The organism is Arthrobacter sp. HLT1-20, from assembly GCF_054510895.1.
In genome coordinates this window covers 61360-86206 of record NZ_JBTNDR010000008.1, presented here as the reverse complement: position 1 = coordinate 86206, position 24847 = coordinate 61360, and the positions used below count along the sequence as shown (strand labels likewise).

The following is a 24847-nucleotide window of genomic DNA, read 5'->3' as shown; positions in this document are numbered from 1 at the left end:
GCTCGACGCCGGCTACTCACCCAGGGTATCCAGCGCGCCTTCCAGCCGGGCTACTTTTCCGCTGAGCTCACCCGTGTGGCCGGGGCGGATGTCCGCCTTCAGGACCAGTGAAACGCGTGAACCGTAGCGGCCCACTGCCTCGGTGGCGCGTTTCACCACATCCATGACTTCATCCCATTCACCCTCAATTTCGGTGAACATGGAGCTGGTGCGGTTGGGCAGCCCTGATTCGCGGACCACTTTCACGGCTGCCGCCACTGCAGTGTGGACGGAGGCGTCGTCGCCAGTTCCCGCGGGATCCCCCGTGGGTGTGCCGCTGGGTGCCACCGAGAATGCAACGATCATGAGAATCTCCTCTTTTAGCTTTTGCGTGTAACTGCAGCTTCTATTATGGGCAGTTCTGCCCATTGAGCGGCTCTTCTAGGGCCGGATATGGTTTGCCGTATGCTTTCCACTCTCCTTGCCCTGCCATTGGCGCCCTCGCCGGACCCTTACGAATACTCCTACAACAGCGATTCCTCCATGGATCCGGCTGCGGCACTGGGGATATTTGCGTTGTTCATGGGCATATATGCCTTCATTATTTTGCTCGTCTGGTTGGCCAGCGGCTTCGCCTGGGCAGGCTTGTTCGGCAAGGCCGGCCACCCAAAATGGGCCGCCTTTGTGCCTTTTTACAACACCTGGATCATGGTCAAGATTGCCGGGCGGCCGGAATCAAACTTCTGGTTGCAGTTCATTCCGTACGCCGGCATCTATTGGACCATTCTCACGCTCAATGACCTGGCCAAGTCCTTCGGCAAGGATGTGGCCTACACGGTTGGCTTGATCTTTGTCCCCGTAGTCTTCGCCGCCATCCTCTCCTACGGGGACGCGAAATATCTGGGCCCGGCCTACAGGACACCCGAGCAAAAGATGTATGAGCAGCACTACGCGCCTACCCAGTTCGGCGGCGCCGCGTTCGGCCAACAATTCAACCAGCCAAATCCCCCTGCACAGCAGTACCCGGCACAGCCCCCGTTCGGCTCAGGGCCAACCCAGCAGCCGTAGCAATGCGGCGGCAGCGGCGCCGGCGATGACAACCACCAAAAAGGGTGCCTTCAGCCAGAGCGCCACAGCTGCCGCCACCAGGGCGCCTACCCGGGCGTCAAGAACCACGTTGGTTCCACTGGCGGCCACATTGACCACCGTCAGTGAGGCCAACAGGCCAATGGTCAAGGTTCCTGCAATGTGCGACATCCTGGGGCTGTCCAGCACCTTTGCAGGAACCAGGTAGCCCACAAGTTTTGTGGCGTAGGCCAGCACCACCGAAATCAGCAGCCAAAACCACAAGCTCATGATTCCCTCCCTTGTCCTGCATCGTCGGCATGGCCTGAGTGACCCGGGTGGACCGCATAGGGGTCAATGTCCGGTTCCATGCCGTCTGTGTCATGCCCTGGATCGGGGGTGGGCCGGAACCACCCGATGAGTCCAGCCGTCACGGCTGCCACCAAAATGGGCACGCCAGCAGGCACAAAGGGAATGGCCAGCAATGTCACCAGCGCGCACACAATGGCAATCGCCGCCGGCTGGAAAGCCCTGATGCGCGGCCACAGGAGCCCCAGGAACGCGGCGACGGCGGCGCCGTCGAGCCCCCATTGCTTGGGGTCGCCCAGCGCCCCGCCAATGTACGCACCCCCGGCCGTCATGATGTTCCACAGCACAAAAATCCCCAACCCGGCCACCCAGAAGCCGCGTTTTTGCTCCTCCGGGTCCGTTTGGCCTGTTGCGGTGGCGGTGGATTCGTCAATGGTGACGTGGGCCGCGACAAAACGTCGCCAGCCCGTGGGGCGCAGTAGGGAATTGATCTGCATCCCATAGATGCCGTTGCGGATGCCCAGCAGCGCAGATGCGCTCATGGCGGCCACGCCGGAACCACCACCTGCCACCACGCCGATGAAGGCGAATTGGGAGCCGCCGCTGAACAGCAGAAGACTTAGCACCACTGTTTGCCAAAAGGACAGCCCGGAAGCCACCGAAAGTGCCCCAAAAGAAATTCCGTACAGTCCAGTGGCAATGGCTATCGAGGCGCCAATCTTGGCCGCCGGTGAATCTACCAGCCTCATGCGCGGCGCACGCTCCACGCCCAGGCGATGAGTGGCAGCTGCAGCGGCAGGCGCACCGAATGGATGCGGCGTGCCTCGCTGCTGCCATCGGGGCCGTAGGCCCGGCGCAGCGCCGAAACGTGGCCAGCAGTAAACCCGGCAAACATGAGTGCTGTTGCCGTGGCGGAGGCCTTGCGGGTGGCAGGCAGCAGGAGCCCCACCGCGGCCAGTGCCTCCGGGACTGCAGACGCCAGCACCCACTGGCGGCGCGTCATGACACCAAGTTCGCCGGCTTTGCCTGTCCTGGAATCCGTGCAGAGAACGGGCGGAACCACGGGGTAGTAAAACGGGGGATTGCTGACATGGTTCACTGCACTGGCACCCAAGAGGGCGGCCAGGGCCCAGGTGCTGACGTTGCTTGCTTTCATTGGCCCATGCTTTCACGTTGTCCGGCCAACTCCGGGTTCGCGTCCACCCGGCGGACAAGGGGGATGGCGTTGGTGGCCAGGCTCAGCTGCGCCGTCCCGTGCAGGGCATCGGCGGCGCGCACCAGGGCCAGGTGGGAGAACGCTTGCGGGAAGTTCCCGGCCATCCTGTCCTGGCCAAGATCGTATTCCTCGCTGAGCAGTCCCAGTTCATTGGCCAGCCCCACCAGGGTGTCCATCAGCTCCACTGCCTCGCGGCGGCGTCCCGAATGGGCGTACTGCTCCACCAGCCAGAACGAACACGCCAGGAACGGGTGCTCGCCCGGCTCCAGCCCATCCACTCCGGAGTCTGTCCGGTAGCGCAGAATCAGCCCCTTCTCGCCCACCAATTCGTCTTCCATGGCGGCCACTGTGCCCAGCATTTCCGGGGAATCGTAGGCCACGAACCCCACTTGCGGGATCACCAGCAATGACGCATCGGTGGTGGTTCCGCCGTACGTCTGGGTGAAGGTGTTGAGCTCCCTGTTGAAGCCGTAGGCCAGAATCTCGGCACGCAGCAGTTCGCGCGTGGACTCCCAGCTTTCCACCGCCCCGGACAAACCGTGGTCGCGGACGGCACGCACGGCGCAGTCAAAGGCCGCCCACATCATGACGCGTGAATGGGTGAAATGCATCAGCTCGCCCCGCATTTCCCAAATGCCGTGGTCCTTGTCCGCCAGGTGATTCTCAATGAAGCCCAGCATTGCCTGCTGCAGCGGCCAGGAGAAGTGGTCCTCGTGCCCGCCCGCCAACCGCAGCTTTTCCAAGGCCACCAGCACCTCACCAACAACGTCAGCCTGGTATTGACCCACGGCACCGTTGCCGATCCGGACAGGCAAGGCCCCCTCGTAGCCTGGCAGATGGCCCAGCTCGCCCTCGGGCAGGTCCCGCTCTCCGGAGAGGCCATACATGATTTGTAGGTCTTCCGGGTTCCCTGCCACGGCGCGCAGCAGCCAGTCACGCCATTTGAGCGCCTCATCGGCGTAGCCATGGGTCAGCATGGCCTCCAGTGTCAGCGCAGCATCCCGCAGCCAGCAGAACCTGTAGTCCCAGTTCCGCGCGCCACCAAAGTCCTCCGGCAGGGACGTGGTGGGCGCGGCAACAATGCCGCCGGTGTCCTCATGCGTCAGCGCCCGCAGCACCAGCAAAGAGCGCTCCACAATGGATGCGTACCTGCCGTCCTGGTTGTAACGGGACGCCCAGTCTTCCCAGTAGGTGCACGTTTGAGCCAAGGCAAGGGTGGTGTCGATGGACTTCGGTACGGGCCGATGCGAGGGATACCAGTTCAGTTCTTGCTCCACCCGCTCCCCCGCCCGCACAGTGAATTCCCCGCTGTGTTGATGACCAACGGACTGGGGCAGCTCATCGCCGCGCAGCACCAGGGCGTCCGGCCCGGCCACGGCCACAATCACCTCGCTGCCGTCCCCCTCGGCCACGCGGCGCACCCACGGCAGGACCCGGCCGTAGCCTGGCCGGACGGTGATTTCCTGATTGAACTCAACCTCGCCGCTCAGGCCGTCGATGCGGCGCACAATGGAGGCCCGGCGGTCACCCACAGGCATGAACTCGGTGACGCGAGCGGTGCCCGTGGGCGTGCGCCACAGTGTCTGAAGAACAAACGTCCGGCCCATGTAGGACCTGTGCTCCACGGCCGCCTCGGGGTGGGCGGGGGCCAGGAGCCAACGGCCATGGTCCGCGGTTCCCAGCAACGCAGTAAAAACAGACGGCGAATCAAAGCGAGGAAAACAGAGCCAATCGATGCTCCCATCCCGGCCAATCAGGGCGCCAGTGTGTAGATCGGAAAGCAGTGCATAGTCTTCAATTCGCGATGCCATGACTCCATGCAATCACACGCCGTCAAGCTCCGGCTGTGAACTCACCGCGCAAGGAAACTCTGAAGCAGCGCCCTGATTTCGGCTGGCCTGTTGCTCGTCACCTGCGCCACTTGCGCGTCAAGGCACAGCAGCAGGTCCGCTTCACTGTCCACAGTCCACACCCGGAAGGTGCGCCCGGCGGCAAGCCATCTCGCGGCGTTATCCGGCTTGGCACGCAGGTAGTCGACGCCGGGTCCGGCAAGCTGGGCAACGCCGTCGTCCACCAGCTTTTCCGCCTCAACCATGGCCCGACGCATGAAGAAGGCCATCGTGTGGCCAACTATGGGGCCAACGTCCAATTCCTCCCGGACGTCTTGAACAGCCACCTCCTCCAAAAGCTGACACAACGCCCCGGCACTGACATGCTGGGCCAAATACGTCACGGCCTCGGGGTGAAAACTCATGAAGGAGACGTCGATGGCTCCGGCATGGGAGGACTCCCGGTCCCAGCCGTGCAGCCGCAGCGCCGCCAAGGTGGCATCAATCAAAGCGGGGGCAAAGGTGGCGCCGTACTTAAATTCCAGGGCCAGTCCCACGGGCCGGCCCGCCCCGGCAAGGAGCACAAGGAGTTCGGGCAGTGTGAGCAATTGTGTGGCCACGGTGCCATAGGCCGGCGGGATCACTGCCCCGTGCCAGCTGCTGAAATCAAGGGCACGCAGCTGAGCCAGCGTCAGCTCCGCCACCTTGCCGGTTCCGTTGGAGGTCCGGTCCACGTCGTCGTCGTGCAACAACACCAAAGCACCGTCGGCACTGAGGTGAAGATCGCACTCAACCCCGTCGGCGCCGTCGGCCAGTGCCTGCAAATAGGCGGCACGCGTGTGCTCGGCATAGTGGGAACTGGAGCCGCGGTGGGCGTAGATCTGAACCGTCATGGCATCACGTTACGCTTACTGCATGGCGCAAACACAACAGCTGGGTCCAACAACTTCTGCCACTGCACACCATCGCGACGCGGAAAAGGCCGCTGCCCTGCGGCGGATGAAGAGCATCGCCCTGGGCTTGCTGCTGTTCATGGCGGTTGTTTTTTGCTTCGCCTTCGCCTTCCAACACCAGTACCCATGGCTGACGTACGTCCGCGCAGCTGCCGAGGGCGGCATGGTGGGCGCGCTGGCGGACTGGTTTGCCGTCACAGCCCTGTTCAAGTACCCCATGGGCATCAAGATCCCGCACACGGCGATCATTCCCAACCGCAAGGATGAGATTGGCGCGTCCCTGGCCGACTTTGTGGAAACCAACTTCCTCTCCGAAGCTGTTGTCTCGGAGAAATTGGCCAACACCGCGATCGCGCAGAAGGTGGGGACCTGGCTGGCCAAGCCGGAAAGCGCCCAACGCGTGGCCACCGAAGGCTCGGCCGCTATCCGCGGCGCCATGGCGGTCCTCAAGGACGACGACGTCCAGGACATTATCGAGGCCATGGTGCGCAAGCACGTACTCGAACCCCCGTGGGGACCGCCCATTGGCAAATTGGCCGAACGGATCTTCGCAGACGGCCACCACCACGCCCTGGTGGATCTCCTGGTTGACCGCTCCACCACGTGGATCCGGGCCAACCACACCACCATCAGCGGACTGGTGGCGGACAGGTCCCCCAGCTGGGTTCCGCAGTTTGTGGACGGACTGGTGGGTGACAAGATCTACACGGAAATCTACAAGTTCGCCCGCGCCGTCCAGGACGACCCCCGGCACGAGGTGCGCCTGAAATTGGACGAGTACCTCAAGGACCTGGCCCAGGAGCTGCAGCATGACCCGGCCATGATCGCCAAGGCCGAATCGATCAAGAACCAGGTTCTTGGCGACCCGGAGGTCCGGGAATTGGCCGGACGCACCTGGTCCACCATCAAGTCGGCGCTGACCGATGCAGTGGAGGACCCCAACTCCGCACTCCGCCTCAAATTCACAGCAGCAGTGCAGGACTTTGGCAGCAAACTGGTCAACGACCCCGAGCTGGCCGCCAAGGCCAACAAGTGGATAGCCGACGCCGCTGCCTACCTGGTGGGCACCTACAAGCACGAGATCACCTCGCTCATCACGGACACCGTGGGCCGTTGGGATGCCGTGGAGACAAGCGAGAAGATCGAGCTGCAGGTGGGCAAGGACCTGCAATTCATCCGCATTAACGGAACGGTGGTGGGCTCCCTGGCCGGCCTTGCCATCTTCACCATCGCCACCCTGGTGTTCGGCTAGCTGCAAGCAGGGCATGTTCGCCCTTTCGCAATGTTGGGGCTTGTGCCCGCACCGCACCACACACGACTTCGTCGGTGTGTACGCGGCGACGCCCACCACGCCGCAAGCCCCAACATCGCTACGGGCGATGCGCAACCCCGGCTGGGCTAGCTCTTGAGGGCTTTTGGCGGCTTCGGGCCCTTGATCTTCAACGGCTTGGGAGGTTTACGGGCGGCGTCCAGTTCGGCCAGCAGCTCGGGGGGAATCATCATGGGCGGCGGCCCAAAAGCGCGCTGGGCGGAGGCAATCACGGCCCGGCCCATCATGTAGTTGCCCACCCCGCCAACAACCGCGCCAATTCCAAAGGGCAGAGCCTTGCCCACTACGGAAGCGCTGCCCTTGACGGCCATCTTCCGCAGGAACCTCTTTTGCATCGGTGCGATGATGCCCTTGATGGCGGTCAGGGGCATGCTCTTGGTGACAGTCTTGCCCCACGTTTGCATGGGTGTTTTCCCGTTGCCCAGCGCGTGGCCTGTCAGCCCCTGCAGCATGGCAATGCCTTCGTCACCCAAAATAATGGCCATGACGGTGACTTGCGCGGCTTCCGGATCCTGCAGCCGCACACCATGTAGTTCGGCAATGGATTGGGCATACAGTGCGGTTGCCTCCAGGAAAACCACAGTGGCGGCGGCGGAAATGGACAAGGCCGCAACCGTTCCCACCCCGGGGATGATGGCCGTTGCCCCAATGGCCGCGCCGCCCGTTCCCACGCCGGAGAGAAAATCGCGCTCCAGCCGTTGGCTCAGCTCGAAGGCCGTGGCGTATGGATAGCGCTTGCGAAGCCGCCGCAGGTTCGCCAGGACCAGCGGACGCTGGACCTCCACCGCCTTAAGCAGCATGCTGTGGACGGCCGGTTTAGGGCGGCCCCGTTCATCAAAGGCCGCACCCGCTGCGATTTCCACCGCAGGGTTGGGCCGTCCGGCCGACTGGGCAAAGCCCGGTCCGGGCATCAACCCGCCATGATTGCTGTCTTTGCGTGCCATCGAATCCCCTGCCGTGTCTTTGCCTCAAGGGTAGCCGCCCAAACTGACAACGGCCCGGACGTTCACTCGGGGGAAACGGCCCCGTTGGGGAAACCTGGCTCCGCTGGAACTTAGCCTACGAGCGCTGAGGGGGTTTCGGCGTCGTGCTTGGCATTGGCGCCAAACAACCTGGAACGCAGGGCCAGGAACAGCAGCACCATGCCGGCACTCAGCAGGATGTGGCCCAGTCCCGCAATCCCGGGGATGGCGCCGGAAACTTCGGTGACGCCGTCCACCTGCAGGATGCCGTGGACCACCATGATCGCTGCGGTCAGGACCAGGCCAATGTTGTAGATGGCGAAGAACCAGTTGAAGAGCTTTGACTCGGACAGGGTGAACAGCTTTTCCAGGATCAGCACAATCAACAGGACAATGAATCCCAGGGTAAGCAGGTGCGTGTGGACAATGGAGAGCTGGGTGCTGCCCGCAAAATCCTTGCCCTTGGTGAATTCACGGTAAAACAGCCCCGAGAGCACGCCGATGACCATGTAAGCAAATGCCGAATAGAAAAGCTTCTTCATGCTGTTCCCCTTTGTTGTTGGGCCCGCTGTGGGCCTCTTTTCCAGCCTATGAGGGCAGGGGGCAGGGGCCATCAACCATTTGGTTGAATGTAGCTTCAGCTCGGGGCTCTACGGGTCCGGGACGAACGAACCCTGCACGTGGCCCGTCAGGAAGGCCGAGACGTCGCTCATCTCGACGGCGCTGATGGTGTGGCCCAGCCCGGGGTACACGGCGTCGCTGAGTTCCGTGTTTACCGCGAGCCAGTCTGCAGTGAAGGCAGTGGCGTCAGGGTTGATGACCAGGTCGGCGGGGTCGTGGGCCCAGTAGAAGGGGATCCGGGTGGACAGCGGTTCCATGGCGGCGAGCAGTTCATTCTGCAGCACAAACCCGGAGAGGCCCACAGCGGCGGTGCACAACTCCGGGCGCAGCCGCAGCACTGTGGTGGCCATGGCCATGCCCTGTGAGAAGCCCAGCACTGAAACGGAACTGAATTGGTGTTTGGCCACCACCGTGTCCAACCAGCTCAGGACGGCAGCGGCCGCACCCACCACCTCCGCGAAGTCGTTGGCGAGGAAGTAGTCCAGCAGGAACCACCCGTAGTCGCCGGAAATTTCCAGCGGAGCCCGGGGTGCAGCACACGTGAAACCGCTGGGCAGCTGGCTGAACAGCTCCGCCATGCGGGTCTCGTTGGAACCATAGCCGTGCAGCATCAGCAAAAGCGGCGTGCCGGCCCGCTCCTGCTCCGGGCGGGAGAACAAAACCGTATCCATGGCCTAAGACTACTAATGGCCGCGGCCCTTTCGGAGATGACTTCCGCATGACTGCGCTTTGGCGGCTTGACGGCGGGTTGTGAACCGCCGCCAAGCCGGAAAACCGCAGTTGAGCCGCAAAAGCGCACAATTGGGGCGCCCCTCCACACCGCCCGGCACCCGCATTTCTGTGTTTATGTGGGAAACATATTGACAATCAAAGATAAACGCAGATAAAGTCATGTGAAACAACATCGTGACGCCCGTCACGCGCACCAAAAGTAGCTGTGGAAGGAATCGGCATGTTTGCAGAGGAACGGCACCAGAAGATCGCCGAACTCGTCAGCGCCCAGGGCCGGGTCGGTGTCAATGAGCTGGCCGAACTGTTCGCCATCACGCAGGAGACGGTGCGCCGCGACCTGGCCTCATTGGAGGAATCGGAGCTGCTCCGTCGCGTCCACGGCGGCGCCGTTGCCCTGGACCGGCTCACCCGAACCGAGCTGAGTCTGACTGAGCGGCAGAGCCAGCGCCTGGACGAAAAACAGCGCATTGCCACCGCTGCCATGGCCCTGATCCCCCACGCCCCTACGGCCTCTGTCCTACTGGACTCCGGCACCACCACTGCGGCCCTCGCCGAGCGGCTGAGCAAGTGGACACCGGCCAAGGCAGGGGACGAACTACTGGTCATCACCAACTCCCTGCCCACCGCAGCCTCCCTGAGCACCAACACCCACCTCCTGCTGGACATTGTGGGCGGACGGGTCAGGGGCCTGACCAGCGCGGTTGTTGGTGCCCGCGCCACCGAGCAGCTGGGCGCGCTGCGACCCGACATCGCCTTCATCGGCACCAATGGCATCCACGCCGACTTTGGCCTGAGCACTCCCGACCCCGTTGAGGCGGCCACCAAAACGGCTATGGTCAGGGCGGCCCGCCAGGTTGTAGTCCTGGCCGACGCCTCCAAACTCGGAACGGAAACGCTTGTTCGCTTCGCAACCCTTGAGGAGATCGACACCTTGATCACCACCTCCCAGCCCTCCCCCGACCTGACCGCCGCCCTGGCCGCCGCCGGCGTTGACGTGGTGATCGCATGATCCTCACCCTGACACCCAACCCCAGCCTTGACCGGACCATCGAGCTGGCCGCCCCCTTGGAACGCGGGGAGGTCCAGCGCGCGCACTCCGCCTCTCAGCACCCCGGCGGCAAGGGCGTGAACATTGTCCGGGCCCTTTCCGCCTCCGGGGTCGGGGCCCTCGCCCTGCTGCCGGGAGACCCTGACGACGCCGTTGTCCGCGCCCTGAATGCTGAAGCCATCGGGCACATCACCCTTCCCATCGGCGCGGCGCTGCGCAGCAACGTTGCCATCACCGAGCCCGACGGGACCACCACCAAGGTCAACGAGCCCGGCCCCACGCTCTCACCGCAGCACGTTGCTGCGCTGCTGGAGCTGACGGTTGAGAAGTCCGACGGCGCATCCTGGCTTGTGCTGGCAGGCTCACTTCCGCCGGGGGTACCCAGCGATTTTTACGCCCTCGTCATTGACGCTGTGCGTGCTGCCTACGGAACCGCTGCCCCAAGAATCGCCGTTGATTCCTCCGGGGAACCGCTGCGCGAATGCCTGCGCAGCGCCCCGGATCTCATCAAACCCAATGGCGAGGAACTGGCCGAGCTGACAGGCACCGGCAACGGAGCCGAACTGGAATCCAATCCGGCCCTGGCCGCGGGCACAGCATCCTCGCTGGTCAAGCAGGGAGTTGGCGCAGTCCTGGCCACCCTTGGTTCAAAGGGTGCCGTTTTGGTCACCCCAGAGGGCAGTTGGCATGGTCGCGGCCCGGCCATCGAAGCAAAAAGTACAGTCGGCGCCGGCGATAGTGCCCTTGCCGGATATCTGCTGAGCACCTTGCGCGGAGACTCCGCCCAAGCCTGCCTGCAGCAAGCTGTGGCCCATGGGGCGGCCGCAGCTTCTCTCCCCGGAACCATGGTTCCGGCCCTTGCACAAACCACCCCCGCCGCCGTCACCGTGACGGCTCTGGCCTCAGCCGAAGAGATCTGACATGACAACTCTCATCACTACCGATCTGGTGCTCCTTGACGCCAATCTGGGCACGGACACCACAGACGTTATCCGCCACCTTGCCGAACTCATTGCCGCAACGGGCCGCGCCTCCGGCGTTGAAGGCCTGTTCGCCGACGCCCTGGCACGCGAACAAAAAACCGCCACGGGCGTTCCCGGCGGCATCGCCATCCCGCACTGCCGCTCCGAGGCAGTCCTGGAACCCACGCTTGCCATGGCGCGCCTGAACCCCGCAGTCGACTTCGGTGCCAAAGACGGCCCGGCAGACATCATCTTCTTTATTGCAGCCCCCGCAGGTGCAGACAACGCGCATCTGAAATTGCTCTCCAAGCTGGCCCGCTCACTCATCAAAAAGGACTTCACGGCAGCCCTGCGTGCAGCAGCAACCCCGGCCGAAATCATAGCCCTGGTTGCAGACGCCCTTGAAGACAAGCCAAAGGCAGCGGCAACAACCGCACCGGGCGCAGCACCCACCCCCGGCGAAACCGCCAATGGGGGGCCGGGTGTGGTCGGGCACCGCGGAGCGGGCGGGACCCCCAATGGCGGTGAAGCCGGGGCGGCTGCCCCTCGCCCGTTGCGGCTCGTTGCCGTGACCGCGTGCCCCACGGGCATTGCCCACACGTACATGGCCGCCGATTCCCTGGTGCTCGCCGCGCAGGAAGCCGGCATTGACCTACAGGTGGAAACCCAGGGTTCGGGCGCTGTGACACCGCTGGATCCGGCGATCATTGACGCGGCGGATGCCGTGATCTTTGCCGTGGATGTGGATGTTCGCGGCAAGGAGCGCTTTGCCGGCAAACCCGTGATCAATGCCCCCGTGAAGCGCGGTATTGATGAGCCGGCCAAGATGATCCAGGAGGCCCTTGCCGCCGCCACGGACCCTCATGCGCACAGGGTGCCGCACTTTGGCGCCGAGGAAACGGCGGACCAAAAGGCCGGCGCCGCCAATGAGCACCTGGGCACCAAAATCAAGAAGGTCCTGCTCACGGGCGTCAGCTACATGATCCCGTTTGTGGCCGGTGGTGGGTTGTTGATCGCACTGGGCTTCCTGCTGGGCGGCTACGACATCACAGATGTGGCCCAGAAGGTTGTCCTGCAGAACAGCCTGTTCAATCTGCCCGACGGCGGACTCCTCACGTATCTGGGCGCGGTTGCCTTCATGATCGGAAAGCTCTCCATGAGTTTCCTGGTCCCCGCCCTGGCCGGCTACATCGCCTTCGGCATTGCCGACAGGCCCGGCATTGCGCCCGGCTTCACGGCAGGTGCCATTGCTGTCTTCATGGATGCTGGATTCCTGGGCGGCCTGGTGGGCGGCATCCTGGCCGGCCTTGCCGCATACTGGATCGGCAGCTGGAGCGTTCCGCGCTGGCTGCGCGGACTCATGCCCGTGGTCATCATCCCGCTGCTCGGTTCCATCATTGCCTCCGGCGCCATGCTCTTGTTCCTTGGCGCACCCATCGCTGCGCTCACTGTGGCACTGAACAGCTGGCTGACAGGCATGACCGGGGCATCCGCAGTCGTTCTGGGCATCATCCTGGGACTCATGATGTGCTTCGATTTGGGCGGCCCCGTCAACAAGGTGGCTTACTCCTTTGCCGTGGCCGGTTTGGGCGCGGGCAGCATTGCCAACCAGGCCCCGTGGGAAATCATGGCAACCGTCATGGCCGCCGGCATGGTTCCGCCGCTGGCCATGGCCCTGGCCACCACCATCGACAAGAAGCGTTTCTCCCTGGCCGAGCGTGAAAATGGCAAGGCTGCCTGGCTCCTGGGGGCCTCGTTCATCTCCGAGGGCGCCATCCCGTTCGCGGCGGCCGATCCCCTGCGCGTCATCCCGGCAGCAATGCTCGGCGGCGCTGTCACAGGCGCCATGACCATGGCGTTCCACGTGACCTCGCAGGCACCCCATGGTGGCTTCTTCGTCTTCTTCGCGATCGGCAACCTGGGCATGTTCGCCCTGTCCATCGCGGTGGGCACTGTCATCGCCGCCTTCGCAGTAGTGGGGCTCAAACGCTGGGCCGTCCGCAAGCCCGTTGATAGTGTTGCCACAACGCAACTCGTCGGCCAGTCCAGCTAGGCGCCGGCAATGACTTTCAAAGGAAGCCTTATGCAAAGCTATGTTGGCGTCGGCGTCACCCCGGGGCGCGTGGTGGGCCCGGTACGGATCATGCCCCCCGCCTTGAGCGCACCGCCGTCGGGCGAAAAGTTGGCAAGTTCGACGTCGGCCGAGGCTGCCGCTGCCAAGCTCAAGGAGGCTGGGGCGAGCGTCAAGGCGACCCTGCTGGAGCGCGCGGGCCGGGCCACGGGCGACGGCAAGGCAGTGCTGGAAGCCACGGCGCTGATGGCCACGGATCCCATGCTGATCAAGGCGGCCATCAAGCTCATCAACACGGGACTTTCCGCCGAGCGAGCCATTTGGGATGCCGGGGACGCTGTTGCGGCCATGCTCATCAGCCTGGGCGGCTACATGGCGGAGCGGTCCCACGACGTTCTCGATGTCCGCTCCCGCATTGTTGCCACCTTGCGCGGCGTTCCTGCCCCGGAAATTCCGGATTCGCCGGTTCCCTTCATCCTGGTCGCCCACGACCTAGCCCCGGCAGACACGGCAACACTTGACCCCGCAAAGGTCATCGCCTTGGTCACCGCCGGTGGCGGGCCGCAGTCGCACACAGCCATCATTGCCCGCAGTCTGGGGCTGCCGGCGGTGGTTGCCGCGCGCGGCGTGACGGAACTGGCCGACGGCGAGCTTGTCTTTGTGGATGGCGCGGCCGGAAGTATCTCCACCAACCCGGGGCGGGAAGAAGCCGCTGCGGCCCAAAAGTGGACCGAACAGGCCACCCTGTTGAGCGTGTTTGACGGTTCGGGTCAGCTAGCCGACGGGACCCCGTTGGCGCTGCTGGCCAACGTGGGCGGCGCCAAGGATGCGCGGGCGGCAGCCGCCGCGAACGCGCAAGGTGTGGGTCTTTTGCGCACCGAATTCTGTTTCCTGGGCCACGACACCGAACCCGGCCACGACGAGCAGCTTGCCGCCTACAAGGGAGTTTTTGACGCCTTCCCGGGTGCGAAGGTGGTTGTCCGCACCCTCGACGCCGGCGCTGACAAGCCCCTGCCGTTCCTCACCGATTCCACCGAACCCAACCCGGCCCTGGGTGTTCGTGGCTACCGGACGGACAGCACCACACCTGGGGTCCTGGCCCGCCAGCTGGCGGCCATTGCCGACGCCGCGAAACAATCCGCGGCAGTCGTGTGGGTCATGGCCCCCATGATCTCAACACCCGCCGAGGCGGCCGACTTCGCGGCCATGTGCGCAACGGCCGGGTTGCAAACCCCGGGCGTCATGGTTGAGGTCCCCTCAGCGGCCCTCACCTCCCGGCACCTGCTGGACCGGGTTGAATTTGCCAGCCTTGGCACCAACGACCTCACCCAGTACGCCATGGCCGCCGACAGGCAGCTGGGTCCGCTGGCAGCCCTGAATGACCCGTGGCAGCCTGCGGTTCTGGCGCTGGTGCAGGCAACAGTCAACGGCGCTGCCGCCCAGGCCAAGCACTCACCGCTCGACGGCGCAACACCCAAGCCCGTGGGAGTGTGCGGTGAGGCAGCAGCCGACCCCGCCCTCGCCGTCGTACTGGCAGGACTGGGCGTCAGCAGCCTGTCCATGACTGCGCGCGCCATCCCCGCCGTCAGCGCCGTCCTGCGCACCGTCAGCATGGCGCAGGCACGCCAGTTGGCGGAGCAGGCCGTGGCTGCGGCATCCGCGGCCGAGGCTCGCGAGCTTGTCAGGGCGGCACTTCCGGCCTTGGCCGACCTTGGCCTCTAAGCCACCACATTTCACACAAGTATTGGAGACAAAAATGATTGAAAGAACAGCCACCATTGCCAGCACCGTTGGGCTGCATGCGCGCCCGGCCTCAATCTTCGCCGAAGCAGCCGGCGATCTGGGTTTTGAGGTCACGATTTCCCGCGTCGGCGAGCCCGCCGAGGACGCGGTGGATGCCGACAGCATGCTGGCCCTCATGAGTCTTGGTGTGGAGCACGGAGAGGTAGTTGTGCTGCGCACCGAGAATGATTCCGCCGGTGACTCCCTGGAGCTGCTGGTGCGCATTCTGGAGACCAACCACGACGCCTAGCGGGCGCCGTTCCCGGCAAGCATTTTTATAGCCTGGCCGTACCAAATAAACCCTTGAGGCTCGCGAATCCCGCGGATTCTCAAGGGTTTTTTGGCGTGTGGGCAAGGTCTCCTTCGGGGTCTGAATTAGTCCATCTGCTAGAATTTATAGTCTGCCCATAGCGATGCAGCAGAAAGTCGCAAGCAAATGACCTCCGTAAGGGGATGTACAAATGCCCAATGACCGAAGCATGATTCAACCGGAAAATGGTGTCAGGGACACCGCAGATCGATCGCAAACCAGGCCAAAAATGCCTCGTCTGCCGCCCATTAAGATTCTGCCCAAACTCAAACGACGGCGGCTGGCCGTGGATGACGTCAACGTTGTCAACCAGCCCATGCTCAAAAAAGCCATCAGTGGCACCGTGGTTGGAAACACCATGGAATGGTACGACGTTGGAGTATTCGGCTACCTCATCACCACCATGGGGCCCGTCTTCCTGCCGGAAGCTGACAAGTCGGTACAAACACTGTTCCTCCTGGGAACATTCGCAGCAACCTTCCTGGCGCGCCCCTTGGGTGGAGTGGTCTTCGGTTGGCTGGGAGACAAGATCGGCCGGCAAAAAGTGCTGGCAACAACGCTGATGATCATGGCGGCATCAACCTTCGCTGTAGGCCTGTTGCCCGGCTACGCACAGATCGGCATTTGGGCTGCGGCCCTGCTGGTTTTGCTCAAGCTGGTTCAGGGGTTCTCCACAGGCGGCGAATACGCCGGTGCCACGACGTTTGTCAGCGAATACGCCCCGGACAAGCGCCGCGGGTACTTCGCAAGTTTCCTGGACATGGGCAGCTACATTGGCTTCGCCCTCGGTGCCGCAACGGTTTCGGCGCTCCAAATGACACTGGGACAGGCCGCCATGGAGGAATGGGGGTGGCGCATCCCCTTCCTGATCGCAGGACCGTTGGGACTGATTGCCATCTACTTCCGGAACAAGATTGAGGAATCCCCTCAGTTCCAGGCAACCTTGGATGCTCAGGAAGCCGCGGCGAAGTCTGCAGTGGCTGCCGATGAGGACACCTCTCAGGGCCCGGTCAAGCTGGTCAAGGTCTACTGGCGCCAGATTGTTCTGGCCATGATTTTGGCGGCCGCGGCCAACACGGTCGGCTATGCACTCACCTCGTACATGCCCACCTATCTGACCGAGTCCAAGGGCTACGATCCCCTTCATGGCACCTTGTTGACCATCCCCGTGCTGGTCATCATGGCGGTGTGCATCCCGTTGACGGGCAAGCTCTCGGACAAAATTGGGCGCCGCCCGGTCCTGTGGATTGGCTCCATCAGCACAGTGGTGCTGGCCATGCCAGCCTTCATGCTGATCAGCCTCGGCGAAGTTTGGTCAACGCTGCTTGGTTTGGCGTTAGTGGCCTTCCCCGTCACGTTCTACGTGTCCAACCTGGCGTCCTCCTTGCCCGCGCTGTTCCCAACGTCCAGCCGCTATGGTGGCATGGGGATCGCGTACAACTTCTCCGTGGCAATCTTTGGCGGTACAACCCCGTTCATCGTGGCTGGGCTGATCAACCTCACCCAGGATGAGATGATGCCGGCCTACTACCTGATGCTGACCTCTGCCATCGGCACCGTGGCCATCTACTTCCTGCGCGAATCGTCCCAGCGTCCGCTTCCTGGCTCCATGCCCAGCGTGGACACCATGGCGGAGGCCCACGATCTGGTGTCCACCCAGGACCAGAACCCGTTCCTGGACATGGACCACCTGCCATTTGATGACACTTATGAGCCGGCAACTCCGAGCGCCGGCATCCCCGTCACGGTGGGCCGGCCGGAGTAGGCAAGTGCCAGTCAGCTGGCGGGCGTGTCAGCCGGCACGCTGGCCAGCCTCAGCCGCTGCGGGAATCTCCACAAAAATGGTGACTTTCCCGTGGCGGTTGTGGCCGCGCGCACCACGGGCGGGCACCCGCACCGGCCGGTACAGGTGGCCAAACGGATCCTGCACCCGCGCCCGCTCCACCAGGCTCTTGCTGGTCAGGCGGCCGTCGATGTCCTGCAGGGACACCGGGTGTGTTTCCTCACCATCCAAAACACAGTTCCACCGGACCGGTTCCATGGCATGTTCCAGGTACAGGGTTTCAAACATGCAGGTCAGCAGCGTTTCCCTGCCCGCCGGGTAGAAGCGCCGCAGCGGATACTCGCTGGGATTGTGCCGCTGGGCCTTCAGCCAGGCCTGTCGCAGCCAGGAGAAGTCCACCGGCCCCAACGCCGTTGCCAGGCCAAGCTGTCTGTCAGCGTCTAGCAGCAACCGGAAGCCGGAACCGTCGCGGCCCACAATGCAGATGGCCTGGCCCACATACTCAAAGTCGTTCAGCAGTGCAGCCGACGTCGGGTACAGCGTGAACTCGCCGGCGTCGTCCACGGCAACATATCCCCCGTGCTGCCCCGCCTGCACCGTGCTCCCTGCACCCTTGGGCATCAACTTTTCACTAACTTCCATGTTGCGCTCACTCCCTTGAAGAATTGGCGGCGGCCTTTTCGACCACCCTGCCCCTTCTTCAAGGAGATACCCGCACGGGCCCTCCGAATCCGTTCTTGACGCGATCCATACGGCGCACGGGCCCTTCTTAACGCGCTATTGACTGATCGCGCTATTGACCTGCGCCAACAATCCATCGCCTCCCACCCGATCTGACCCGCAGAAGACGCCGAAAATCACGGTAAAACCGTGTATTTTCGGCGTCTTCTGCGGGTCAGATCGTGGGAGGGGTGTGGGGACTAGCGGCCGCGATTGCCTGCAGCGGCTGCGAGCCTGTCCGGCACCAGTCGGCTCAACGCCACCAGCGTGGCGTAGCGCTTGGACGGAATGGACACGCCCCTGCCCGCGGCGTTGGCGGCCAGGCCCTCGCGCACCACGCGCTCGGGGTTGAGCCACATCCATGACGGCACCCCGGCCATGTTGGCGCCCATGCGTTGGTGAAATTCGGTGTGCACAAAGCCGGGACACACAGCAGTCACCGCCACACCCTTGGGTCCGTAGCGCAGATTCGCAAAGCGGCTGAAACTTGTCAGCCACGCCTTGGCAGCACCGTAGGTGCCGCGGGGAATGAACGCTGAGACGCTTGAGACATTGATGATGCGGCCGTGTCCACGCGCCAACATGCCCGGCAGCGCCGCGTGGGTGAGCTGCATTGGGGTTCGGGCCAGAATGCGCAGGTGGTCGGTTTCTTCCTCCACGCTATTGTCTTCAAAGGCCTTGACCAGGCTGAACCCGGCATTGTTGACCAGCACCGAAACGCCCCGGGCACGGTCCGCGAGCCGGGCACTGACGGAGGCAACGCCGTCGTCCGTGAGCAAGTCTGCCGGCAGGACCTCCACGTGAATACCAAAGTCGGCCCGCAACCGCACGGCCTTGGCCTCAAGGCGGGCGAGGTCGCGCGCAACCAACACCAGGTCATGCTGGGTGCGGCCCAGTTGCTGGGCAAACTCGGCCCCGAGCCCGGAGGTGGCGCCCGTGATCAGGGCGGTGGGGCGCTCCACCTAGGCGTCCTGTGGGAGGTCGATGTACTGGGTATAGGGTTCCGGATGCTTCTCCAAAAACCGCAGGACATAGGGGCAATGCGGAATGATGCGCTTGCCCGATGCCACCACGTCGTCCAGGGCGTACCTGGCCAGCACCTTCGCCAGCCCGCGGCCCTCAAACCCCGGCTGGGACTCTGTGTGGATGAGGTCGATGTGCCCGGGCAAATCCTTGAAGGTGAGGACGACCGCCAGATCATCCGCTGCGAACAGCTCGTAGCGGTGCCGGGAATCATTGCGCGTCATCTGCACAGTGGCGTCAAAGGGATCGGACTCTTGGGCTGCGAACTCACTCATAAAGCGAGCTTGGCACACTGAGCAGAAGCTGGCAACAGTGTGCCGGGCAGGCATTTACGCGCCGGCACCACCCTGCCACAGAGCGGTGAACGGCGCGCCGGAAGTGACGCGGTTCTTGATGCCCTCGGTGACAAACGCCTTGGCGGTGCGGGCAGCCTCCAACGGCGTGGCACCCTTGGCCAGTTCCGCCGTCACGGCCGCTGCCAGCGAGCAGCCGGCGCCTGAGACTGCCACCTCACCCACCTTGGGGGCGCTGAGCACCTCGAGGGTTTCACCGTCAAAGAAAACGTCGACGGCGTCTTCGCCGTCAAGGCGCACACCGCCCTTGGCGAGCACCGCCGCGCCGCTAATTTGGTGGATCTTGCGGGCCGCAGCTTTCAGGTCCTCCAGGTTGTTAATTTCCAGCCCGGAGAGGGACTCCGCCTCGAAGTGGTTGGGGGTGACAAAGGTGGCCAGCGGCAGGATTTGGGATTTCAGGGCCTGATCGGTGTCCAGGGCGTGGCCGGGCTCCTGGCCCTTGCAGATCAGGACGGGGTCAAGGACTACGTGCTTGAAAGCCGCCGCCTTGAGGGCTGTTTCAACTGTGCTGATGGTGGCGGGGCTGCCCAACATGCCAATTTTGACTGTCTCCAGCACGGAAGGCGCGCCGGACGCGGAACCATAGGCCGCCGTCGTGGCTTCCAATTGGTCGGCAATGACCTGCTGGTCAACGGGCATGAAGCGGTGGTTCCAGTTGTCCTTGGGGTCAAAGGAGACAATGCAGGTCAGGTTGACGATGCCGAAGACGCCCAGTTCCTGGAACGTTTTGAGGTCGGCTTGGGCACCGGCACCGCCTGTCGCTTCGGATCCGGCGATGGTCAGGGCAAGTGCGGGGGCAGTTGTTCTCATGTGACTATCTTGCCATCCCGGCAGGCACCGCCCCTAAGCGGCAAAACTCCCACCAAACAAAAAAGAGCCGCAGCCCGGAACCACAAAAAGTGGCTCCGAACTGCGGCTCTGCTGGTGGGCCCTGCGGGGCTCGAACCCGCGACCCACGGATTAAAAGTCCGATGCTCTACCAACTGAGCTAAAGGCCCGACCTAGCGGCAACGCCTACCAAGGATTAATCCATCCGTGGAGAAGTTGTCCGCACAATAGACTACCGCACGGCATGCGCCAGAATGCAATTGAAGGCCAAATCCCGGCACCCGCGCCGCTGCGCCGCCGGGCGCCACCCGCAGAATCCACAGATTTGGCGCCAGTGGGCCTGTTCTATCGACCGCACCGGGCAGCGGGGGTAGTGTTCGTGTCATGAATGATCGACCAGCCAACAACACGCCCCGCCCGCACAAGCCGGTACCGTTTTCGCCTGCCGACTTTGAGCAGTTCGCTGGGGGCATCGATCCGGCACGCGTGTCTGAAGCCGCGCATCTTGCCGCCAGGGCCTTGGTGCACAGTGGACGGGCCAGCAATGACCCGGATGTCACCAAGAGGCTTGTGAAACTTGCTGACAAACAGGGACTCGAGGCCATTGCCGAGATGTGGGCTGCGAGCCCCGCCCGCTCCCTCCCGGGCGCCCTGTGGCGCCTGTACGCCCTCCGCGCCGCCACCTTGCAGGACCCCGAGGGCATCAGCGTGTTTTTCCGGGCGGGCCAGCAAAAGGCCCAGGTGGCCAACGCCGTGGCCGGTGTTGCCGAGCCGCCGGGAGCCGAGGAAATCACCACCATGGCCAACGCGATTCTGTCCGGCGCGTTCGACGGCGACTTCGACGTTGCGCTGGACCGTTCAGCAGCGTTTTGCCGAGTGGTTGCGCTGGGCCAGGCCACCATGGCCGTTGAACGTGAGGCTGCTCACGAGGAACATGCTGCGGCCCTCACCAGGAAAGCGCACCAATTGGTGCGCACGGCTGAGGATTTAGAGGGCGCCGCCAAGTCCTGGCGCAAGGGCGAACTGGACTAGGAAAATGCCCCTCAGTTGACACTTGGGGCCGGACGTAGAAGACTGAAAGCGGTGTCGAACCGTGGAACCCCCGGGCTCCATTTTATAGCCGCCTAGAGCGGCCCAGTGCCGAGAGGCGCTCCCGGTTCGACACCACTTTTATGCCCTAAATATTCGGGTTTTGCAGGAATCCGCTTTCGACAAAGGCCTCATAGTGAAGTTTCGACTTTTTCCCCAGGAGACCGCAGGGCTGCAAGCGCTGGTGACCATGTCAGAACACATTCTGGGCGCCACCCACACCCTGGCGGAACTGCTCGGAGCCGACAGGGCGGACTTCGCAGCCCTCACCGAATCGCTGCGTCAGGAGGAAGCTGCCTCCACAGCCAACTTCGCCACCCTGCTGACCGCAATGCGGACCAGTTTCATCAATCCGCTGCCCCGCGAAGACCTGTATTCCCTGGGCCAGCTGCTCAACGAGACCAGCGAAATCCTCACGGGTGCCGCCGAAGTGGTGGAGCTGTATACCCTCGACCGGATTCCCACCCGTGTTAGTGACCAGCTGGAAATCCTCTCCCGGCAGGCTGAACTCACGGCCACCGCCATGCGCTCCCTGAATGATCTGGACAGCCTGGAGGACTACTGGCTGGAGGTCCTGCGGCTGGCAAAACGGGCAGACCACACCCACCGGGTCCTGGTGTCCGAGCTGCTCAAGGACCACAGCCCCACCACCTTCGCCAAGTACAAGACCCTGGCTGACCAATTCGCGTCCGCGAGCCGACAGATGCGCGCAGTTGCCACCCAGGTGGGCAGCATCATCGTCAAGGAATCTTGACCTTGATAGCGTTCCTGCTCGGTGCCGTCATTGCCACGGCAGCTCTATTCGCGTTCCTGAACGGTTTCCGCGACGCCTCAGCCGCCGTCGCCCTATCTGTGCGGACCCGGGCCCTGACGCCATCAGTCGCCGTGTTTCTTGCAGGCATATTCAACTGCGTGGGCGCATTGCTCAGCGTGGTGCTGACGGCCACCTTCGCCGACCGGCTATTCACCGTGCCGCCGGGACGCGTGGGGTTGCTTTTGTTGCTGGCGGCCCTCATTGGTGCCTGCCTGTGGGGCCTGTACCTGTGGTGGCGCGGTTTCCCGTCCTCCTCCACCCACGCTCTCATCAGCGCCCTGGTGGGGGCATCCCTGGGCTCGGCGGTCATGGGCCATGCCCCGCTTGATGGCATCAACACCACCATGCTGACCTTGGTGCTCCTGCCGCTGCTCATCTCCCCCGTGGTGGCGTTCGCGCTGGGTTTCGCCGCCGTCTACCCAACATCGTGGGCCGCCAGAAACACCGCACCCAACCGCGTCAACCGACGCTCACGCCAGCTCCAGTCGGTGGCGGGGGCCGCTGTAGCCTTTGGCCATGGGCTCCAAGACGGCCAGCGCACGACGGCGGTTGTCTTGTTTGCGTTGATAGCCGCCGGTGCCATAGGCGCCGGGGAGGTGCCCTTGTGGGTGCCCATCTTCACAGCTGTTCTGCTGGCCGCGGGGACCCTGTGCGGCGGCTGGCGAATTTCCTACACCCTGGGTCACCGGCTGGTCCGGATCGATCCCATGCGCGGCTTTGTGGCACAGATTATCGGTGCGGGGCTGTTGTTTGTGGGTGCCATTGGCCTGCACATGCCGCTGTCAACAACCCACACGGTCACGAGTGCCATTGCAGGGGCCGGCGCCAACCAGCGCTTTGCCGCGACGAACGGGCGGGTGCTGCGCAAGATTGTCCTTGCCTGGCTGGCCACACCCGTTGCGTGTTTGGCGTTGGGTGCACTGTTCTTCCTGGCCCTCTCGCCACTGGCGTAGAGTTCTCCCCGCTGGCGTAGAGGGCGCCCCGAAATTGTGCGGGGAACTCACAGCGAGTCCTGCGCATAAAACATTATGCGCAAGACCCAAAGCGGGTCCTGCGCATATGTAGTCCACAGACAGTTGGGCCTGACGAGGGTCGCAGTGGACATAGGTCTATCCTTCGGCCCGGCGAACGCCCCCGGCGAGGGTGCCACCCGTGGGAGGGCGTGGGGTTACCCGAAGCGGCCGGAGACGTAGTCCTCGGTGGACTTCTCGCCCGGGTTGTTGAAGATGGTGGCGGTGTCCGCGTACTCGATCAGCTTGCCGGGCTTGCCGGTGCCGGCAATGTTGAAGAAGGCGGTCTTGTCTGAGACGCGAGCCGCCTGCTGCATATTGTGCGTCACGATGACCACCGTGTACTCGTCCTTGAGCTCGTTGATGAGGTCCTCGATCGCGAGCGTGGAGATGGGGTCAAGGGCCGAGCACGGCTCATCCATCAGGATCACGTCCGGTGACACGGCGATGGCGCGGGCAATGCACAGGCGCTGCTGCTGGCCGCCGGAGAGGCCGGAGCCGGGCTTGTCCAGGCGGTCCTTGACTTCGTTCCAGAGGTTGGCGCCCTGCAAGGACTTCTCCACCAGAGCATCTGCATCGCCGCGCGAGATACGGCGGCTGTTCAGCTTGACGCCGGCCAGCACGTTGTCGCGGATGCTCATGGTGGGGAACGGGTTGGGACGCTGGAACACCATGCCGATCTGGCTACGCACGGTGACGGGGTCAACGCCGTCGCCGTAGAGGTTGTCTCCGTCCAGGAGCACCTTGCCCTCCACGCGTGCGCCGGGAATGACCTCGTGCATGCGGTTCAGGGTGCGCAGGAACGTGGACTTGCCACAGCCCGAGGGGCCAATGAACGCTGTGACGGACTTGGCCTCAATGGTGATGCTGACGTCCTCCACGGCACGGAAATCGCCGTAGTAAACATTCAAATCACTGACATCAATACGTTTGGACATAGCTAGGGTTCCTTCTAAGAAAAAGTTAGCGGCCGGTTTTCGGCGCAAAGAGGCGGGCCACCAGGCGGGCCCCGAGGTTCAGGAGCATGACAAGGATGATCAACAGCAGCGCAGCTGCCCAGGCACGCTGGGTGGACGGGTCAGCGTTGGACGGCGAGGTGGGCGTCATGATCTGCGTGTAAATGAACGTGGGCAGTGAGGCCATCCAGCCGGAGAACACGTTCATGTTGATGGTGGTGGCAAATCCTGCCGTCACCAGAAGCGGGGCGGTCTCGCCAATGACGCGGGCAATGGCCAAGGTGACACCTGAGGCGATGCCGGAGATCGCCGTCGGAATGACCACCTTGAGGATGGTGCGCCACTTGCGCACGCCCAGTGCGTAGGCGGCCTCGCGCAGCTCGTTCGGCACAATCTTGAGCATTTCCTCGCTGGAGCGCACCACCACAGGGATCATGAGCACTGACAGGGCCACGGCGGCCACGAACCCGGTCTTGGTGCCGGGACCCAGGATCATGGCGAAGAACGCTGCGGCAAACAGGCCGGCCACAATGGAGGGGATGCCCGTCATGACGTCCACCAGGAACGTGATGACCTTGGAGAACTTGTTGCCTGCGCTGTATTCAACCAGGTAGATGGCTGTTAGCAGGCCCACGGGCACGGAGATCAGGGTGGCCCAGAGGGTGATCATGACCGAGCCCATGAGCGCGTGGTAGACGCCACCCAAAACGGGGGTGCCGTCCTTGACGGAGGCGTTGTCCACGGCGCCCGTCACGCCGTTCATGGACGTGCTCAGGAAGCCGGGGGTCAGCAGTCCGGGAACACCGTTGACCAAAACGGTCCAGATGACTGAGATCAGCGGCAGCAGGGCTACCAGGAAGGCGCCGTAGACCACCGAGGTGGCCAGCTTGTCGGTGGCCTTGCGGCGTCCTTCGACGACGGCGGACGCGCCCACGTTGCCCGCGGCGAACAGCACGGCGGAGAGGATTCCCCAGCCAAAGACGTTGAACCCGATGAGTGACATCAGGGCCGCGGCCACAATGACTGCGCTGACGGCAATGACAACTGGGGTGTACTTGGGGAGACGGCCGCGGGTCAGTGCGGAGCGTTTACGTTCAGTCAT

Annotated in this window: 26 protein-coding genes and 1 tRNA gene; 11 read left to right on the top strand and 16 right to left on the bottom strand. The window is 63.6% G+C overall.

Translation table 11 applies throughout. The annotated features are described in order from the left end of the window. Positions 1 to 12 precede the first annotated feature (12 nt). Positions 13 to 345 carry a thiamine-binding protein gene (locus tag ACX80Q_RS06690; protein ID WP_459329746.1) on the bottom strand — a complete coding sequence of 111 codons (333 nt, stop codon included), beginning with the start codon at positions 343 to 345 and terminating at the stop codon, positions 13 to 15. 99 nt (positions 346 to 444) lie between these two features. Between ACX80Q_RS06690 and ACX80Q_RS06685 the strand changes: the two genes are divergently transcribed. Beyond that, the gene (locus tag ACX80Q_RS06685; protein WP_459329745.1) at positions 445 to 1047 is read left to right on the top strand and encodes a DUF5684 domain-containing protein; all 603 of its coding nucleotides are present in this window, start codon (positions 445 to 447) and stop codon (positions 1045 to 1047) included. Here ACX80Q_RS06685 and ACX80Q_RS06680 read toward each other — a convergent pair. From ACX80Q_RS06680 to ACX80Q_RS06660, 5 genes are read right to left on the bottom strand one after another with little or no spacing between them, the layout of a single operon-like run. After that, positions 1024 to 1335 carry an AzlD domain-containing protein gene (locus ACX80Q_RS06680; protein ID WP_459329744.1) on the bottom strand — a complete coding sequence of 104 codons (312 nt, stop codon included), beginning with the start codon at positions 1333 to 1335 and terminating at the stop codon, positions 1024 to 1026. The two genes, ACX80Q_RS06685 and ACX80Q_RS06680, sit on opposite strands and share 24 nt — an antisense overlap. After that, complete coding sequence (locus ACX80Q_RS06675) at positions 1332 to 2102, bottom strand: AzlC family ABC transporter permease (RefSeq protein ID WP_459329743.1); 771 nt, start codon at positions 2100 to 2102, stop codon at positions 1332 to 1334. The genes ACX80Q_RS06680 and ACX80Q_RS06675 overlap by 4 nt, the downstream gene beginning before the upstream one ends. Further along, positions 2099 to 2509, bottom strand: coding sequence for a DoxX family protein (locus tag ACX80Q_RS06670; RefSeq protein WP_459329742.1), 411 nt, complete (start codon positions 2507 to 2509; stop codon positions 2099 to 2101). Before ACX80Q_RS06670 ends, ACX80Q_RS06675 begins: the two co-directional genes overlap by 4 nt. Further along, entirely contained in the window at positions 2506 to 4380 is a 1875-nt protein-coding gene (locus ACX80Q_RS06665; protein WP_459329741.1) for a glycoside hydrolase family 15 protein, read from the bottom strand. Before ACX80Q_RS06665 ends, ACX80Q_RS06670 begins: the two co-directional genes overlap by 4 nt. A 41-nt stretch (positions 4381 to 4421) precedes the next feature. Beyond that, on the bottom strand, positions 4422 to 5291 hold the full coding sequence (locus ACX80Q_RS06660) for a glycerophosphodiester phosphodiesterase (protein ID WP_459329740.1): 870 nt from the start codon (positions 5289 to 5291) through the stop codon (positions 4422 to 4424). Between the two features lie 22 nt (positions 5292 to 5313). Here ACX80Q_RS06660 and ACX80Q_RS06655 point away from each other — a divergent pair, with 22 nt between their 5' ends. Further along, positions 5314 to 6603, top strand: coding sequence for a DUF445 domain-containing protein (locus tag ACX80Q_RS06655; RefSeq protein WP_459329739.1), 1290 nt, complete (start codon positions 5314 to 5316; stop codon positions 6601 to 6603). Positions 6604 to 6749: 146 nt separating this feature from the next. Here ACX80Q_RS06655 and ACX80Q_RS06650 read toward each other — a convergent pair whose 3' ends face one another. The 3 genes from ACX80Q_RS06650 to ACX80Q_RS06640 all read right to left on the bottom strand — a co-directional run bounded on the left by ACX80Q_RS06650 (position 6750) and on the right by ACX80Q_RS06640 (position 8935). Continuing rightward, positions 6750 to 7625: a hypothetical protein gene (locus ACX80Q_RS06650; protein WP_459329738.1), complete on the bottom strand. Its 876-nt coding sequence runs from the start codon at positions 7623 to 7625 to the stop codon at positions 6750 to 6752. A gap of 110 nt (positions 7626 to 7735) precedes the next feature. Next, complete coding sequence (locus ACX80Q_RS06645; protein WP_459329737.1) at positions 7736 to 8185, bottom strand: DUF2871 domain-containing protein; 450 nt, start codon at positions 8183 to 8185, stop codon at positions 7736 to 7738. Between the two features lie 108 nt (positions 8186 to 8293). Continuing rightward, positions 8294 to 8935, bottom strand: a complete 642-nt coding sequence (locus tag ACX80Q_RS06640; protein WP_459329736.1) for an alpha/beta hydrolase — start codon at positions 8933 to 8935, stop codon at positions 8294 to 8296. 281 nt (positions 8936 to 9216) lie between these two features. Between ACX80Q_RS06640 and ACX80Q_RS06635 the strand changes: the two genes are divergently transcribed. From ACX80Q_RS06635 to ACX80Q_RS06610, 6 genes are all read left to right on the top strand, one after another. Then, positions 9217 to 10005, top strand: coding sequence for a DeoR/GlpR family DNA-binding transcription regulator (locus ACX80Q_RS06635; RefSeq protein WP_459329735.1), 789 nt, complete (start codon positions 9217 to 9219; stop codon positions 10003 to 10005). Further along, positions 10002 to 10964, top strand: coding sequence for a 1-phosphofructokinase family hexose kinase (locus ACX80Q_RS06630; RefSeq protein ID WP_459329734.1), 963 nt, complete (start codon positions 10002 to 10004; stop codon positions 10962 to 10964). The genes ACX80Q_RS06635 and ACX80Q_RS06630 overlap by 4 nt, the downstream gene beginning before the upstream one ends. 1 nt (position 10965) lies before the next feature. Further along, entirely contained in the window at positions 10966 to 13059 is a 2094-nt protein-coding gene (locus ACX80Q_RS06625; RefSeq protein WP_459329733.1) for a PTS fructose transporter subunit IIABC, read from the top strand. A gap of 30 nt (positions 13060 to 13089) precedes the next feature. Further along, positions 13090 to 14799 carry a putative PEP-binding protein gene (locus ACX80Q_RS06620; RefSeq protein WP_459329786.1) on the top strand — a complete coding sequence of 570 codons (1710 nt, stop codon included), beginning with the start codon at positions 13090 to 13092 and terminating at the stop codon, positions 14797 to 14799. A gap of 34 nt (positions 14800 to 14833) precedes the next feature. After that, complete coding sequence (locus ACX80Q_RS06615; RefSeq protein WP_459329732.1) at positions 14834 to 15109, top strand: HPr family phosphocarrier protein; 276 nt, start codon at positions 14834 to 14836, stop codon at positions 15107 to 15109. A 289-nt stretch (positions 15110 to 15398) separates the two neighbouring features. Next, a complete protein-coding gene (locus ACX80Q_RS06610) occupies positions 15399 to 16934 on the top strand; it encodes an MFS transporter (protein WP_459329731.1) in 1536 nt (511 codons plus the stop codon). Positions 16935 to 16961: 27 nt separating this feature from the next. Here the strand turns inward: ACX80Q_RS06610 and ACX80Q_RS06605 are convergent, their stop codons facing one another. The 5 genes from ACX80Q_RS06605 to ACX80Q_RS06585 form a co-directional block, all read right to left on the bottom strand. Further along, entirely contained in the window at positions 16962 to 17594 is a 633-nt protein-coding gene (locus tag ACX80Q_RS06605) for a hypothetical protein (RefSeq protein ID WP_459329730.1), read from the bottom strand. Positions 17595 to 17872: 278 nt separating this feature from the next. After that, on the bottom strand, positions 17873 to 18634 hold the full coding sequence (locus ACX80Q_RS06600; RefSeq protein WP_459329729.1) for an SDR family NAD(P)-dependent oxidoreductase: 762 nt from the start codon (positions 18632 to 18634) through the stop codon (positions 17873 to 17875). After that, the gene (locus tag ACX80Q_RS06595) at positions 18635 to 18970 is read right to left on the bottom strand and encodes a GNAT family N-acetyltransferase (RefSeq protein WP_459329728.1); all 336 of its coding nucleotides are present in this window, start codon (positions 18968 to 18970) and stop codon (positions 18635 to 18637) included. It lies immediately after the preceding gene. 54 nt (positions 18971 to 19024) lie between these two features. Further along, positions 19025 to 19858 (bottom strand): hydroxymethylpyrimidine/phosphomethylpyrimidine kinase, encoded by an 834-nt coding sequence (locus ACX80Q_RS06590; RefSeq protein ID WP_459329727.1) that lies wholly within the window; start codon positions 19856 to 19858, stop codon positions 19025 to 19027. Between the two features lie 112 nt (positions 19859 to 19970). Then, positions 19971 to 20046 (bottom strand) — tRNA-Lys (locus ACX80Q_RS06585). 214 nt (positions 20047 to 20260) lie between these two features. On the opposite strand from ACX80Q_RS06585, the gene ACX80Q_RS06580 reads away from it, so the two are divergent. The 3 genes from ACX80Q_RS06580 (at position 20261) to ACX80Q_RS06570 (ending at position 22732) form a co-directional block, all read left to right on the top strand. Continuing rightward, positions 20261 to 20908 (top strand): hypothetical protein, encoded by a 648-nt coding sequence (locus tag ACX80Q_RS06580; protein ID WP_459329726.1) that lies wholly within the window; start codon positions 20261 to 20263, stop codon positions 20906 to 20908. A gap of 247 nt (positions 20909 to 21155) precedes the next feature. Next, on the top strand, positions 21156 to 21719 hold the full coding sequence (locus tag ACX80Q_RS06575; protein ID WP_459329725.1) for a DUF47 domain-containing protein: 564 nt from the start codon (positions 21156 to 21158) through the stop codon (positions 21717 to 21719). Continuing rightward, positions 21716 to 22732, top strand: a complete 1017-nt coding sequence (locus tag ACX80Q_RS06570) for an inorganic phosphate transporter (RefSeq protein ID WP_459329724.1) — start codon at positions 21716 to 21718, stop codon at positions 22730 to 22732. Before ACX80Q_RS06575 ends, ACX80Q_RS06570 begins: the two co-directional genes overlap by 4 nt. 215 nt (positions 22733 to 22947) lie before the next feature. On the opposite strand, the gene pstB is transcribed toward ACX80Q_RS06570, so the two are convergent. After that, complete coding sequence (gene pstB / locus ACX80Q_RS06565) at positions 22948 to 23727, bottom strand: phosphate ABC transporter ATP-binding protein PstB (protein WP_459329723.1); 780 nt, start codon at positions 23725 to 23727, stop codon at positions 22948 to 22950. A 25-nt stretch (positions 23728 to 23752) separates the two neighbouring features. Beyond that, complete coding sequence (gene pstA, locus ACX80Q_RS06560; protein WP_459329722.1) at positions 23753 to 24847, bottom strand: phosphate ABC transporter permease PstA; 1095 nt, start codon at positions 24845 to 24847, stop codon at positions 23753 to 23755.